Origin of the sequence: Kribbella sp. NPDC056951 (assembly GCF_042674205.1) — a bacterium.
GTDB classification, from domain to species: Bacteria; Actinomycetota; Actinomycetes; order Propionibacteriales; family Kribbellaceae; genus Kribbella; species Kribbella yunnanensis.
The window spans coordinates 40,251-54,731 of record NZ_JBHUQZ010000012.1; the positions used below are offsets into that span (position 1 = coordinate 40,251).

The 14,481-nt window shown below is 68.3% G+C and carries 9 protein-coding genes; 2 read left to right on the forward strand and 7 right to left on the reverse strand.

Going from position 1 to position 14,481, the window contains the following annotated elements; genetic code table 11:
• Nucleotides 1–126 precede the first annotated feature (126 nt).
• From ACFTSF_RS33385 to lysX, 3 genes are all read right to left on the reverse strand, one after another.
• Nucleotides 127–954, reverse strand: a complete 828-nt coding sequence (locus ACFTSF_RS33385; protein WP_380158592.1) for an alpha/beta fold hydrolase — start codon at nucleotides 952–954, stop codon at nucleotides 127–129.
• Nucleotides 955–1,015: 61 nt separating this feature from the next.
• Nucleotides 1,016–1,921 (reverse strand): hypothetical protein, encoded by a 906-nt coding sequence (locus tag ACFTSF_RS33390; protein ID WP_380158593.1) that lies wholly within the window; start codon nucleotides 1,919–1,921, stop codon nucleotides 1,016–1,018.
• Nucleotides 1,922–2,001: 80 nt separating this feature from the next.
• The gene (gene lysX, locus ACFTSF_RS33395) at nucleotides 2,002–5,358 is read right to left on the reverse strand and encodes a bifunctional lysylphosphatidylglycerol synthetase/lysine--tRNA ligase LysX (RefSeq protein WP_380158594.1); all 3,357 of its coding nucleotides are present in this window, start codon (nucleotides 5,356–5,358) and stop codon (nucleotides 2,002–2,004) included.
• Nucleotides 5,359–5,468: 110 nt separating this feature from the next.
• Here lysX and ACFTSF_RS33400 point away from each other — a divergent pair, with 110 nt between their 5' ends.
• Together ACFTSF_RS33400 and ACFTSF_RS33405 are read left to right on the forward strand one after the other, a co-directional pair.
• On the forward strand, nucleotides 5,469–6,155 hold the full coding sequence (locus ACFTSF_RS33400; protein WP_344149808.1) for a DUF998 domain-containing protein: 687 nt from the start codon (nucleotides 5,469–5,471) through the stop codon (nucleotides 6,153–6,155).
• Entirely contained in the window at nucleotides 6,152–6,889 is a 738-nt protein-coding gene (locus tag ACFTSF_RS33405) for an alpha/beta fold hydrolase (protein ID WP_380158596.1), read from the forward strand. Before ACFTSF_RS33400 ends, ACFTSF_RS33405 begins: the two co-directional genes overlap by 4 nt.
• Here the strand turns inward: ACFTSF_RS33405 and ACFTSF_RS33410 are convergent.
• From ACFTSF_RS33410 to ACFTSF_RS33425, 4 genes are all read right to left on the reverse strand, one after another.
• Nucleotides 6,886–8,115 (reverse strand): ROK family transcriptional regulator, encoded by a 1,230-nt coding sequence (locus tag ACFTSF_RS33410; RefSeq protein WP_238176458.1) that lies wholly within the window; start codon nucleotides 8,113–8,115, stop codon nucleotides 6,886–6,888. The two genes, ACFTSF_RS33405 and ACFTSF_RS33410, sit on opposite strands and share 4 nt — an antisense overlap.
• A 69-nt stretch (nucleotides 8,116–8,184) precedes the next feature.
• Nucleotides 8,185–11,109 carry an AAA family ATPase gene (locus ACFTSF_RS33415; protein ID WP_380158597.1) on the reverse strand — a complete coding sequence of 975 codons (2,925 nt, stop codon included), beginning with the start codon at nucleotides 11,107–11,109 and terminating at the stop codon, nucleotides 8,185–8,187.
• A 109-nt stretch (nucleotides 11,110–11,218) separates the two neighbouring features.
• On the reverse strand, nucleotides 11,219–11,443 hold the full coding sequence (locus ACFTSF_RS33420; RefSeq protein ID WP_380158599.1) for a hypothetical protein: 225 nt from the start codon (nucleotides 11,441–11,443) through the stop codon (nucleotides 11,219–11,221).
• Nucleotides 11,444–11,471: 28 nt separating this feature from the next.
• The gene (locus ACFTSF_RS33425; protein ID WP_380158601.1) at nucleotides 11,472–14,351 is read right to left on the reverse strand and encodes a type 2 lanthipeptide synthetase LanM family protein; all 2,880 of its coding nucleotides are present in this window, start codon (nucleotides 14,349–14,351) and stop codon (nucleotides 11,472–11,474) included.
• Nucleotides 14,352–14,481 lie beyond the last annotated feature (130 nt).

Consider the following 14,481-nt stretch of genomic DNA (forward strand, 5'->3'; position numbering starts at 1 on the left):
TCCTCCTAAGCACAGGACGTATACGGCAATCAGACGTCGCCACCACGCCCGCCGTCAGCAGTCCGGGGGCCCAGCAGACGTATACGTCCTGTCCGACGGAGGATCTACCTCCTGTCGTTGTGCAGGTCAGGCCTGCGTGGTTTCCAGGATGGTGCCGGCTACCAGGGCTGGGGCGTCGTTCATGGGGACGTGGCCGCAGTTGAGGAGGGGGATCATCCGGGCTTGGGGGAGTTGGAGGTGGGCTCGGGCGGCTTGGATCGGGAGGAGGATTCGGTCGTGGGTGCCCCAGGCGATGGTGACGGGGACGTCGGGGACGTCGCCTTCGAAGGTGGTGCCGCGGCGGGCGTGGGTAAGGACGCGGTCGAAGGCTACGCAGTCGCGGAGGGCGCGGGATTCGGCGACTACTGCTTCGGGGGCGCGCAGCGCCGGGCGGTGGTAGATGGTGCCGGTGAGGACGCGGCGGCCGGCGGGGGTGCGGGACAGGCGCTGGACGGTGGGTTCCGGCGTACGACGGGCGATGCGGCGGAGGTTGGTGAGTACGCCGACCGCCCAGCGGTTCTCGCGGGGTGACCAGAAGCCGGCCGGGGAGAGCGCGGTGACCGTGCGGGCCAGGCCGAGTTGGCCGAGGCGGAGGGAGACCAGGCCGCCGAGGGAGTTGCCGACGACGTGCGGCTGGTCGAGGTCGAGGGCCTTGCAGAGGGCATCGACGGTGTAGGCGAAGCTGTCGAGCTCGTTCGGAACACCCAGCGGTACGTCGGGGGATTCGCCGAAACCGGGGAAGTCGAGGGCGATCACGTCGTGGTGTTCCGCGAGCTGGTCGACGATCGGGTCGAAGGCCTGCCAGTGGTGGCCGATGCCGTGCAGCAGCACGAGCGGGTCGCCCGAGCCCTTGCGGTAGTAGGCGACCTCGACCCCAGGAACCCCGGCCACGGTGACGCTCGCGGTTGCACTCATGACCTCATCGTGACCCCGGTACGGCGTTCTGTCATCGTGACATGGTCGATGTCACATAACCTCAGTAAGCTTCGACCTCACTCGTCGATGCGTTCCCGGTGACTGTCGGGCGGAGATTGATCTTCCACGCCTTGTCCGCACCGAACGCCTGGTCGAACTTCAGGAACGAGCAGCCGATCGCGAACTGACGCCGCGAGGAACTCCAGTCCGCACCACTCTTGTAGTACAGGTGATACGGCCCGCCGATCCGCGTGATCGCGGCCGACTTCCCGGCCCGGATGTACGTCATCACGTGCGGTTCCCGCGGTGGCTTCCCGTCCGTGACCACCGAGATCACGACATCCTTCGCCGTACCGTTGGTGATCGACAACCGCCCGATCCCGGCGTCCCCACGCCGTACGACGGTCTCGCCGCTCTCCGGTCGGACCACCTTCGGAGCCGGTCCCGGGTCCGGGAGCGTACGCCCGAAGGCGAGCTTGAGCTTCGTCAGCGCCGCCAGCGCCGGCGCGAGGTCGGTCCGCAACTGTCGCTGGACCTTCTGCGACGTGTACGGCCCACCGCCGCACCGCGCGTCGAGCTCGGCCTGCTCCGGATCGGACAGCTTGTACGCCGCCACCCCGATCCGGTCCTGCAGCAACTGATGTACGGCGGTCAGTCGCCCCTCCACCGTCAATGCGGCCAGCTTCCCGGAGGCGGTGTTCAGCGCCTTCGACACGTCACCCATCGCCTGGGCCAGCCCCTCGGCCGTCTGGGCCCCAGCCAGCGCCCTCAAGCTCGTCGCCAACGACTTGTCAGCCTTGGCCAACTCACCCTGATAGGCCGCCTGACCCAACGGTCCCTGTGGTCCCGAGGGCGCAGCAACAGCCGTCCCACCGCTCGGTGTCGGCTCCGAGCCACCATCGACCAATGGCGCCGCACACCCCACCAGCACGCACAGCAGCGCCCCACTTACCGCAACCTGCCTCATCAACCCCGCCCCAGTAGCCCCAACCCCGCGCCCTGCTCCAGGCTACGGGGCCGACCAACTGGAGACGACCCAGCGCAGTGTTAAGAATCTCGCGAAGCCGGCCTGACGAAGGGGAACGCGAGCGTCGAGCGGATGTTCTGCCCGGTCAGCATCATCATCACCCGGTCGACCCCGATCCCCAGCCCACCGGTCGGCGGCATCGCGTACTCGAGCGCACTCAGGAAGTCCTCGTCCAGTGACATCGCCTCGGGATCACCGGCCGCGGCCTTCAGCGACTGCTCGGTGAGCCGCCGCCGCTGCTCGACCGGGTCGACGAGCTCCGAGTACGCCGTACCGATCTCGGCCCCGAAGGCGACCAGGTCCCAGCGTTCGGCGAGCCGGGGCTCGGTCCGGTGTGTCCGGGTCAGCGGTGAGGTCTCGAGCGGGAAGTCGGTGTAGAACGTCGGCAACGTGGTGTGCGGTTCGACAAGCTCGTCGTACAGCTCGAGGACCAGCTCACCCGCGCTCAGCTCGAACGTCGTGTGCACACCGTGCTTGACGCACAGCTCCCGCAGCGTCTCCACCGAGGTGCCGGGATCAATCGGTACGCCGGCCGCGCGGCCGACCGCGTCGTGCACACTGATCACCGGCCAGTCACCCGAGATGTCGATCTCGCCGTCCGGCCGCTGCACCACCGGCTTGCCGAAGACCGCGGTCGCCGCCTCGATCAGCAGCTCCCGGGTCAACTCGCGCATCACGTGATAGTCGGCGTACGGCTGGTAGGCCTCGACCGACGTGAACTCCGGGTTGTGCGTTGCGTCCGCACCCTCGTTGCGGAAGTTGCGGTTCAGCTCGAAGATCTTGCCGAGCCCACCCACGCTGAGCCGCTTCAGGAACAGCTCCGGCGCGATCCGCAGGAACAGATCGGTGTCATAGGCGTTGATGTGCGTCTGGAACGGCCGCGCGTTCGCGCCACCGTGCACCGCCTGCAGCATCGGCGTCTCGACCTCGATGAACCCACGTGTCTCGAACCCGTTCCGCATCGCCCGTACGGCGGCGCTGCGGTGCCGCATCATCCGCAGCGAGTCCGGGTTCATCACCAGGTCGATGTGCCGCTGCCGGACCCGGGCTTCGGGGTCGGTGAACCCCTTCCGCTTGTCCGGCAACGGGTGCAGGCACTTGGCCGCCATCATCCACTCGGTGGCTGCGATGGACAGCTCACCGCGCTTGCTCGTCACGACCTCGCCGGTGACGCTGACGTGGTCGCCGATGTCCACGAGCCGCCGCCAGTGATCGAGCGCCGCCTCGCTGCACGCATCGGCCGACAACATCACCTGCAGCTGGACCAGCCCGTCCTGCAGTTGGGCGAACGACAGACCGCCGTGGTCCCGCATCCGCAGTACGCGGCCGGTCACGGAGACCGTCTCGCCGGTGCGGTGATCGGCGGGCAGGTTCTGGTGCAGCTCGCGGATCCGCTCGATCGTCTCCGTCCGCAACACCGTGACCGGGTACGGATCGATGCCTGCGGCAACAAGTCCGACCAGCTTCGTACGGCGGATCTGCTCCTGCTCGGTGAGTTTGCGCTCCGGAAGCGCCGGCCGCAGCAGGTGTTCCTCCTGCTCGCGAACCGTCGCCGCGAACTGGTCGCCGTCGCCGGCCTGGATCGCGTGCCGCTCGCCACCGGTCACCCGGTCGACACGAGTCCACGGCCGAGGCGCGGGGAGGAAGCCCTCCGCCGTACCGGCCGCCAGCAGCACCTGGGCCAGCGAGGCACCGCGGGCGTAGCAGATCAATCGTGGTGACCAGCGCGGCAGATACTTCTCGTTGGACTGGTAGAGGCTCTCTAGCTGCCAGAAGCGGGAGGCGGCGGTGAGCAATGCGTTCGTGAGTCGCAGCACCGGGCCTGCACCGACGCGCTCGGCGTCGCTGAAGATCTCGCGGAACATGGCGAAGTTCAGCGAGATCCGGTGCAGACCGAGGTCCCCGCAGGCCTCCACCAGCGACGTGACCATGAACTCCATCAGACCGTTCACGGACTCCGGATCGCGGCGCATCAGGTCGAGTGAGACACCGCGCACACCCCAGGGCACGAAGGACAACAGACCGCGGACCTTGCCATCGGAGTCCCGCGCGATCACCATCACGCAGCGCGCGTCGGCCGGATCGCCCAGCCGGCCCAGCGCCATCGAGAACCCACGCTCCGTTTGGGCACCGCGCCACTTCTCGGCCAGCTCGACATAGCTCGCCAGAGCCTCGGGGGACAGGTCGCCGTGCCGAACCACCTCGGCGCGGTAACCGGCCCGCTGGGCCCGCGTCACCGCCTGCCGAACCGGACGCATCGTGCGGCCCTCAAGACTGAAGTCGGCGACATCGATGATCGCCTCGTCGCCCATCGCGAGCGCCCGCAACCCGGCGTCGACGTACGCCCGGGCGGCCTCCTCGCTGGCGGACAGGACCGCTGGCGACCACCCGTACAGGCGGGCCTCCGCGGTCCAGGCCTCGATCGCCCCGGGCCAGGCCGCTGGTTCGCCGAGGGGATCACCGCTGGCCAGACTGACCCCGTTGACCACCCGATAGGCGATCGCCGAGTCGCCGGCCGCGGAGAAGATGACCGCCTTGTCCCGGCGAGTCGCGAAGTACCCGAGGGAGTCCCGCTCACCGCTCTCGAGCAGCAACCGCCGTACGCCGAGCTCCTCGGGCTGCGTGAGGTATCGGACCCGGCGCGCGGACCGGAGGAAGATCGCGAAGGCGATCACCAGCGACGCGGCCGAGATCGCGCTGACGACCAGGCCGACCCAGGTGTGTCCCTTGTGTCCGTCGAGTTTGCTGTGCTGCTGACCGAACGCGGCCACGACCGCCCAGCCGATCTTCTGCCGCTGGCCGGTCAGCGTGTTCGGGAAGACCTGGGTCAGCGAGATGCTGACGGCAACCGAGATCAGCATGCCGGTGATCAGGGCGCCGATGGCGAGCCGTCGGCTACCGGGGGCCAGCCGCGCCGGGAACGCGCCGCGGATCTTCCACAGCAGCACGATCAGCGCGCTCACCACGACAACCTGCAGGATGCCGAACTCGAGCTTCTGGATGGTGATCCGGTCCAGGTCGTCGACCAGGGCGGTCTCCGGGTTGTTCAGCTGCACGCTGCCAAAGGCGACGTACGCGATCAGCCCGAGCAGCCACAGCCCCTCGAACACCCAGAGCACCCAGAGCAGCGCCGCGCGTTTCCCGCGCAGCAGTGCGCTGCCGACGACCGCCAGGTAGACGGCCGGGAAGAACGTGTGCCCGGCCGGAATCCCGAAGAAGTCGAACGCCTGGTCGACCCGTCTCACGTACGCCGGGGCGAACAGATGCAACACAATCGCAAGGAACGACCACACCGCGGCGAGCATCACGATCCGCCCGACCCACACCGCAGCGCGGTGCTGCCACGCCGGAATCACCTTCGCTTGTTCAGACACCACCTTGCGATCATCCCACTCCCCAGGACTAACTTTCGGTCGTGCTAGCTCCACCTTCTGGGTATACCTGCCGCGACAGCCAACGCCTTGGCCGGTATGCGAGGCTTACCGCCATGCTCGCCGTACCCAAGGGGTTCCCGTACCGCCTGACCAGGAACCTGATGATCGCCGCGGGAATCCTCTACTGCAGCCTGCTGCTGGAGGCCGCCGCCGGCTATCCGCTGAACATCCACACCTCGTTCCTCAGTGAGCTGGGCGCACGAGATCAGTCGACCAGCCCGTATGCGCGGGCGATGGACCTCGGGGCGAGCGTGCTGGTCCTGGTCGCCGCGATCCTGGCCCGGCCGGCAGCGCGGATGCATCGGGACGTCAAGGGCTTGATGATCAGTACGGCGGTCTTCGGGATCGGCACGTTGTTCGACTCGTTCTTCCCGATGGACTGTGCTCCGTCGGCCAGCGAGGCCTGCCGGCTCGCGGAGGAACGCGGGCATGAGGGCGCGGATCTGGTGGTGCACGAGGTCACATCGACGCTGGCGGGGCTCGGGACCATGGCCATCGGCGTCTTCGCCGTCCTGGTGCTGCGCCGGATCGGGTGGGGCGGCGCGTGGGGCCGGGCGGTCGCCGTACTGGCTGGAGCCGTCTTCGTGACGAACACCTGGCTCGGGCTCGAGACCGGGCTGGAGGTGCTCAGCGGTGATGATCTGCACCCGCCGGGCGTCCTGCAGCGGGTCGCGATCTTGCTCGTGTGTGTTCTGCTGGGGGTGTTGCTTCCCGCCTTGAAGCGAGGTTTCCAGCGATGACCACTTGGATCGTGTTGCCGGGGATGGCCGAGACCGCCGAGGAGTTCGACGGCCTCCGCGCGTTGCTACCGGGTGTCGAGCTGCACGTGATCGACCCGTGGCAAACCCCGGTGAACTCCGACCCCGACGTACTGCGGGCTGCGGTCGGGGCTCCTTCCGGTGTCGCGATCGGATTGATCGGGCACTCGATCGGCGGGCTGGCGGCGATGCGCTGGGCACTGACCCGGCCGCAGGAGGTCGCTCGGCTGGTTCTGGTCGACACCACCCTGCCTTCGGAAGACGGTCGTCGCTGGCTCTATCCCGGAACCGGTGCGGAGCGAGTGGTCCGCGCGGTCCTGAGTTTCTACGGCCTCGTGGGGCTCCCGCGACTCGTCGGCCCACTGGTCCGGCGTTCGATGGTGCGTGTCGGTAGCGTGAGTAAGCGCGATCCGTTGTCAAAGGCAACAGTGCGTGCGCGGTACGGCGATTCTCGTTCCTGGCAACGCTTCTGGGTCGAGCTCACGTCCAGCTGGACTACCGCTCGTGAGGTCAGCAAGTTGCTTCCGGCAAGCGGCGTACCGACTCGGTTGCTCGTGGCAACCGGTGGTAGCTCGCGGGCGGGGGCTGACACCTGGCTGGCTGGACAGCGTGAATTGGCCGCGGCCTTGTCCGGAACGGTCGACGTACTGACCGACTCCGCGCACCTCGTCCATCTCGACCGCCCCGACGCCATCGCCGAGGCGGTTCGCGGTTAGGTCGTGCTCGTCAGCGTGGGGGTCGGCAGCTTGCGCTGCCAAACCTCGTCGAGCGCCATTCGCATGGCGCCCGTCACGACCGCGTCCTCGGCCAGGGCGGACAGCTCCAGCTTCGGGTGGTTCAGCGTGAGCAGCCGCAGCTGGTCGGAGATCGCGTCCAGCAGCACCGCACCAGCGCGGGCCACACCGCCACCGATCACCACAGCCGTCGGGTCCAGCACCAGTACGGCGGGCGCCAGCGCGCGGGCGAAGTCTCGCGCAACCTGCTGCACGACCGCCTGAGCCACGGGATCACGCTCGGCCGCGGCAGCGAAGACGTCGGCGGTGTCGAGCTGGTCACCGCCCAGCTCGGCCAGTCGGGAGTCCGGGTTGTCCAGCGCGGCCTGGCGGCCAAGGGTGGCGATCGCCTCGGAGCCCACTGCGCGCTCCAACGGCCCCCGGCTGTCCTCGGGGTTGATGACATCATCCGGTGCAGTCGCGATGAAGCCGATCTCACCGGCCGCCCCGGTACCGCGGTGCAGGCGCCCGTCGATCACGATGCCGGCGCCGAGCCGCTCACCCCACTGAACCGCGAGCAGCGTCCCCGTCCCACCCCGAGCCGCCGCGATGGCCAAAGCGGCCAGGTTCGCGTCATTGTCGAGGATGACCGGGCAGTCGAGCAGGCTGCGCACGTGCTTGATCAGGTCGATCGCCGACCAGCCCGGCACACTCGGAACCAGCTGAACCCTGCCGGTGTGCTCATCCACGATGCCCGGACTCGCCGCGACAGCCGCGGCAATGTCATCCGCCGGCACCTCGGCCTCCGCGAGCGCCTCGGTGATCACCTCGCTGATGACCCCGAGCAGCTCCTGAGCAGTCCAGCCCGGACCAGAACGCCGTACCAGCGAAAGCTTTCGACCGGCCAGATCGGAAACCCCCACAGTCACCCGGTGCGGACCCACATCCAGCCCAAGCACCGGCGCCGCCCGCCCCCGCAACGACACCCGGATCGCCGGCCGCCCCAGCGACCGATCCGCCGAATCCGGCCCGTGCTGCTGCAACCACCCCGCATCCAGCAGCTCGTCAACAGCCTGCGCAACGGTCGGCCTGGCCAATCCCGTCCGCTCGACCAGCTCGGCCACCCGCAACGGCGCGGGCGCGGACCGGCGAACCGCGTCCAGCACCGCGGCGACGTTGATCCGCCGCAGCATCGTCGTACCGCCGCCGCCGACCGTTCCCTTGCTCATGTCCGACCCCTTGCCTGCCACTCGCCCACTCTATATACAAAGCGAGCGTTCATAAATTACGTTCCGGGGTCAGTCTTGCAGCACGGTCCGCGCAAAACTGCTCAACGCCTCCCGGTCGGGCTGTTGGGTCTTCGTCATCAGGCTGGCCACATGCTTCTCCACCGTCCGCGGCGAGATGTGCAACCGCGACGCGATCGACTTGTTCCCGATCCGATCCACCAGCAACCGGCACACCTCGTACTCCCGCGTGGTAATCCCCAACCGCCGCAAATCCGCCGGCACCAAATCACTCCCCGACCGCCGCTGCGACACGGTAGCCCCCAACTGCCGCAACAAACTCCGGCAAGCACTCGACACCGGCTGAATCCCAGCCCCGTGAAAATACTCCTCAGCCTGCCGCAACCACCCGACCGGATCCCCCCACCCATCCGCATGAGCCGACTCAGCCACCAGCCGCATCCCGAGATGCCGCGCCATCGGATACAGCGAGGAGGTTTCGAGTGCCTCCGTCATCTTGGCGCCGGCCTCGTCGACCTGCCCATCGCGGCCGAGGAGAATCGCGTGCGCCATCTGCACGAACTGCTTGTTCCACCGCATCCCACTCGCGGCCGTAGCGGTCACAACCTCGAAATGCGGCCAACTGTTCCGCCCTGCGAGCACGCCGAGCAGGAGTGCGAGACCGTTCTTGCCTGAGGTGTGGAACATGGTCGGATTCTGCGCGTCGTAGGCGAGCGCCTGAGCCATGTCGGCCTCCGCGAGCTCACGGTTCTCCTCCAGCAACGCGCAGAAGGTCCGGCCGAGCCCGTACGAGACCGGCAGTTCGTACGGCGTGTTGTCGCCGCCCAAGCCGGTTGCCTCGTTGAAGGTCTGCTCCATCGCGGTCCGGCGGCCCCGATGGGCTTCGAGGATCGCCTTGTAGGCCAGGAAGAATGTCGCGGTGCCGTTGAGCCGCAGCCGGCGGGTCATCTGGAAACCCTCGTCGACGGCCGTGGCCGCGAGACTGTACTCCGCGCGCAGAACCGCCTGCAGGGCGAGGATGCAGTCGATGTCGTAGACGACCGTGATCGCGCCGATCCGCAATGCCTGCTGACGAGCCCGCTCCAACTCGACGACACTGCCGGTGGCCAGACAGATGCTGCCGCCCTGGTAGAAATGCGACATGACCCGTTGCAGGGCCATACCGTGTTCTTCGGCCACCTGGCGAGCGCGCTGGAAGTAGTCGATCGACTCGTCGAGATCCCGTTCGCGAGCCAGCACCCCGAGCATCTGGAACGCCTCACACGCCACCTCTGGCAGGTCGGCCTGCTCGGCGGCAGCGGCGGCCCGCGTGGCCAGTTCGGTGCCGGTCCGCAAACGATCGGGATGCGTCCGGGCCAGCTCGAGATACGCCGCCAGAATGTCGACCGGCGCCGTATCGGCGGGGTCCGCCTCCCTGCCGAGCAGCGACCGCGCCTCGGTCAGATGTGTCCACGCAGGCGTTCGATGACCGGCCGCGTGCTCGGCGAAGGCCAGCTGGACGTGCAGCCCGGCCAGCTTGCGGCGGTCGAGGTTCCGGTCGGACATGTCGTCGACCGCGGCCGCGTGAACGGCGAGCTCGTCGAACTGCCCGACCGTTCGCGACGCCACCAGCAGCAGCCCCAGCACCTCGGCGCGCCGCTCGAGATCGGCGTCCGCGGTCAGCAGCGTGTTCGCGCGACCGAGGAGTTTGACCGCAGAGCTGGTGGAGCCTTCGTCGAACGACCGCCGACCGGTCAAGGCAAACAGCCGGCCCGCCCGGCTCAGGTCGCCGCCGGTCTCGGCCAGCTCGGCCACCATCGGGCACCACTCGCCGGGCAGACCGGGATGAAGTTCCTCGATGGCGTCCGCGCAGCGCCGGGCCAGCTCGGCGCGCTCGGTCGGCGTCAAGCCGGCCAGCAGCGCGTCCGCGGTCAGCGGATGGCAGAACGCGTACCAGTCCGGAACCGGCTCGTCCGGCCCGACCAACTGCGCGGCCACACCCGCCCGAAGAGTGGCCAGCAGCAACCGTTCGTCGGTACCGGTGGCTTGACGGACGACGCTGAGCGGAAACCGGTGTCCGATCACCGCGGCCAGAACGAGAATGTCGCGAGACTCGCTGCCGAGTTGGCCGGTGCGGCTCGTGATGCTCCGGACCACTGCGGCCGGCACATTGGTTCGCAGTCCGTCGATCACCTGGAGGCTACCGTCCGGCCTGGCCAGGAGCTGCCCCGACCGGGTGGCTTCCTGCAGCAGCTCCTCGACGATGAACGGGACACCGGCGCTGTCCTGCCACAGGCGTTCACACAACTCCGCCGGCAGACCGTCGGCCGGTATCTCGAGGCAGGCAGCCGCGAGCTCGACGACCTCGCCCGGCTGGAGTGGCTGCAGTTCGAGGACGCTCGCCGAACCGCGTTGTGCGGCGATTCGCGCCAGCTCCGTGGCCTGACAGTGGTCCGGACGCATCGTCGCGACCAGGGCGATCGGCTGGTCCTCGAGGTTGTCGAGCAGGTATTCCACCACAGCCATCGTCTCCGGGTCCGCGTCGTGCAGATCCTCGAGGACCAGGAGGCAGCCGCAACCGCGGCCGACTACCGCGAGCAGACGGAGGATCGCCTCGCCGAGCACTACCGGCGAGGCGGCAGCGTCATGGGCGGTGCCGTCGTCCCAGTCCGGGATCAGCCGGCCGAGCACCTGCCGGTACGGGCCGAGGCTGTCCGGCGCGGGCATCTCGCCGCGGCGTATCAATGCCAGCAACGCTTCGGTGAAAGGGCGGAAGGCCACGCTCGTTCCCAAGGCGCCGACCCGTCCGCGCAGCGAGGCCATCTGATCGTCGAGTGCGTGTGCCGTCGTGAGCGAGGCGAGGCGACTCTTGCCGATTCCCGGTTCACCGACCAGGAAGACCGCACCCCCGTGCCCGGCGCGTGTCGTGATCAGTAGCTGAAGGAGCTGGTCGATCTCCTGGTTCCTGCCGACCACCCTGGGCGAACGGGTCTGCATGGGAGCCACTGTAATGACGGATTGCTGATAGCGCAGCGTCTTCGGCGAGGTCGGCCGGGTGAGCACCCGGCCGACCAGGGTGGTTCAAACGCTCGCTGGAACAGGTCGATTACTGGTTACTGATCGTCGAGGTGGGAAAGGTGCTGGGATCACACGTTCCGAGGGCGACGGCGATGGCCGACAATCCGACCACGCCGCTCAGCGCCAGCGCCCGAGCGCCGATCCGAAGGCGGGTGGGCATGGCGATCGGACCCAGCGGGTCGGTCTCGGCCGCGGCCTGGTCAGCTTGGTCGCGACACTCGTCGTTCTGGAAGGTGTTGTTCTGGGCGGTCATTTGGTTCTCCCCTGGTGCTGTGTGGATGTCAGCGGCGGACAGCTCGCTTCCATCCGGTGGTTGATTCCAGCAACAGCACGGACGGGACGCGTTCTGGGAACGCCAGCCGGAGCAACCCGTAGCCGATTCCCGCCAGACCGGTCAGCAGACCTGGAGATGGAACCGAACGAGGTGTACCGCACTGTGGTCCGTACTGCTGTACTGCCGCGAGCACCAGCCGGATACGGCGTTGCCGCACCCCCTCTACGGCTTGGTGTTCACGTTCGGCCAGCCACGCCAGTGGCTCGACCGCGCCGAGCTCGCCATGACACAAACTGAGGTCTGCGAGTACCGGACGTTCGGAGGCGGCCCTCAAATACACTTCAAGGTCCACAGATTTTCCGGCCGCGAGCCGGGCCAGGGTCGTTCCGCCGTCGCCGGAACACCAACCAGGGCTGAAGTTCGGGCCGTTTCGGTCTAGATCAGCTGCGGCCGAGGCCGCAACCTCGTACTGGTCACCGGGGGTGCCGTACCGGCCGAGTGCGAAGGCGATCCCCTGATAGCCGCGGGTGAATCCCTGGCCGGGTGCGGCCCGCCCGCTGGCCACGACCTGGACCAGCTCATCGGCGTACCGCTGAGCCAGCCGAACGGCGGCTGGAATGCCTTGGATCGCTTGCATTGCGGCGAGCCCGCCGGCTGCGCCCTCGGCATAGGTTGGGAACTCAGTGGGGTCCGGTGTGAGCCGGCCGGCGAGATCGAGTGACGCCTGCAGCCAGGCCGAGAGTTCCGGATCGCCTAGCAGCGAGGACATGCGGTCCAGTCCGTAGCTGATGCCACCGAGGCCATGGAGACCCGGACCGATCATCTGCGCCGATTCAAGGTCCGAGCTGAGCGCCTGCAGCAGATGGGGGATCGGGCGGATCACGTCGCGCGCCAGCTCGCCGTACTTACGCTCTCCGGTCAGTGCACCGACCTGCGCGAGGAAGAGTGCCGTACCGGTGTAACCATTCGTGAGTCCGGCGCCCATCGGTCGCACTGCCCAGTGATTGTCGTCCAGAAGTTCCAGACCTACCCAGTTCGCCGCACCGCCCGTCTCACCGATGACCTGTGCAACGATCTCATCGGCGATGTCGGTAGCGGCTGCCAGTGCGCTGTCCGGATGCGCCCCTGTGGTGCCCAGTGGGGGCCGGGTTGCTGTGGTGCGGTGAATGATCGGCTCGGGTCGAGTGGCCAGGGTGGCGGAGATCAGCCACCGCTGCCGATGTTGATCGACATCGCTCAGCGACGCGATCTTCTGCTCGACCTTGGCGAGCCCTTCGTCCGCGAGGGCATCAGGAATGCGGGTGCCATCGGAGGCGAAGACGTCGCGGCTGCCCGGCAGGAACGTGAACAGCGGGACGTCACCTGCCCATAGATCGGCCAGCTCGTGCGGGACGAGACTGTGCAGCCAGGGGCCGGCGTCCCACAGCAGGTCGAGCAGTTGACTGCGTCCGTCCGCCGCGCGCAAGGCGTTCGGATGCGTCGCCTCATCGAGCAGGCCGGCGTACACACTGGTGCTGCGAGGCACGAAGCGCACCTGATCGGTCGTACACCGGGCCAGCATCCCCTCCGGTCCGAGGAGCTCTCCACGGTTCCAGGCGATCGCCTGGTAGGCGTCCTGGAAGCCCATCAGGATGGCGATCTCGTGGTCGCGCGGTTCGATTGCCACACCGTCGAGGAGCGGTCTGTTGTTCCCGCTGGGAACGGGAACGGGCCGCCGGATCAGGTGCATCGAGTCCAGGCCGGCGTCCGCCCAGTCGGCTCGGATCGCCTGCGCTTCGGTGTCCCCGCCGAGGCCGGAGACGTCGGCCACTGAGCCGGTCTCACCGACAATGAGAAGTGGCAGCAGAGCCGTGCGGGAAACAGAACTCATGAAGGTTTGATGCGCCGGATCGCTGCCGGTTGCGCCAGGCGGAGTCGGGGACGGGTGGAACAGGGTTTCGATGTCCACCAGCACCGGCTGCTCGCCGACGGCGATCAGGTTTTCGTAGTGCATGTCGGTGCCGTCCAGGACGTACAGGAGGGCTAGTAGGGCGCCTTGGCGGTGGTAGAAGCGGCGGACGGCGCCTGCGTCGGTGCAGGGGGCGGCGGTGACGAACTCCAGCCAGCCGTAGTCGGTACGGCGTTCCAGGCGGACCGTGCGCAGGTCCAGGCCGGTCTTGCTGTTCAGCCAGTCGACGAGTTCGTTGAAGTGGCCGTGGAGGTCCAGGGAGCGCGGTTTGTAGATCAGGTGGCGGCCGTCGGCGAAGGTCAGGGTGGCAGTGGCGCGGCCGCTGCGGTGCGAGTCGCCGGCGGGCTCGATGGAGACCAGGGCGCCCGGGTCGCGGCCGCCGAAGATGCCGTTGACCAGTGACTCTCGGTCCTCGGCGAGTCGTGCCAGCAGTTCGAGGTGGGCCTCGATGCTCTGCCGGCACGACTCGCCCAGGACCCGGGCCAGCACGGGGTAGGCGGCCAGGAACTCCGCCAGCTCGCTCCCTCCGACGAGCTGGTGGGTGAAGTCGAGGAAGCGCAGCGAGGGGGTGGCGCCGGCGAGCTCACCGCGGTCACGGGCTCGAGCCAGCTCCAGCACCAGCGTGCGGGACGAGAGCTTGACCAGTCGCAGTCCGAGGCGTTGCAGGAACTGCTCGGTCAGTACGCCGGTGTGGCCGGCGGAGGTCAGGTCGTCGCGGGCGACACTCAGGAGGGGCTGCAGGCAGTGCATGAAGGCCTGCTGCCAATCTTCGCCGGCTGCCACTGGGGGTGTGCACGGGTGGGCGGCGGTGCTGCGCTCGACGTAGTGGGCCCAGGCCGGCATGCCGCCGGATTTCTCGTCCGGCCGCAGCGCGGCGGACCACCAGGCGCTGTCGCGCTGGTCGGTCCGGAGCGGGCTCGCGGTGGCTGAGCTGAGCATGCGGTCAGGCTGCCATCGGCAGTCGGTGCTCGACATGGGTATAGGGCCCCCATATTTTGCGGTTGGGCGGGCCGGAAGGGGTGACAACGGTGGGCAACTGCCGCGGGGCGACGACTGGGGGTTGATCACC

Bases quoted from the DNA above. Each gene is read 5' to 3' on its own strand.
- ACFTSF_RS33385 (WP_380158592.1), bottom strand. From the start codon at position 954: ATGAGTGCAACCGCGAGCGTCACCGTGGCCGGGGTTCCTGGGGTCGAG.
- ACFTSF_RS33390 (WP_380158593.1), bottom strand. From the start codon at position 1,921: ATGAGGCAGGTTGCGGTAAGTGGGGCGCTGCTGTGCGTGCTGGTGGGG.
- ACFTSF_RS33400 (WP_344149808.1), top strand. From the start codon at position 5,469: ATGCTCGCCGTACCCAAGGGGTTCCCGTACCGCCTGACCAGGAACCTG.
- ACFTSF_RS33405 (WP_380158596.1), top strand. From the start codon at position 6,152: ATGACCACTTGGATCGTGTTGCCGGGGATGGCCGAGACCGCCGAGGAG.
- ACFTSF_RS33410 (WP_238176458.1), bottom strand. From the start codon at position 8,115: ATGAGCAAGGGAACGGTCGGCGGCGGCGGTACGACGATGCTGCGGCGG.
- ACFTSF_RS33415 (WP_380158597.1), bottom strand. From the start codon at position 11,109: ATGCAGACCCGTTCGCCCAGGGTGGTCGGCAGGAACCAGGAGATCGAC.
- ACFTSF_RS33420 (WP_380158599.1), bottom strand. From the start codon at position 11,443: ATGACCGCCCAGAACAACACCTTCCAGAACGACGAGTGTCGCGACCAA.
- ACFTSF_RS33425 (WP_380158601.1), bottom strand. From the start codon at position 14,351: ATGCTCAGCTCAGCCACCGCGAGCCCGCTCCGGACCGACCAGCGCGAC.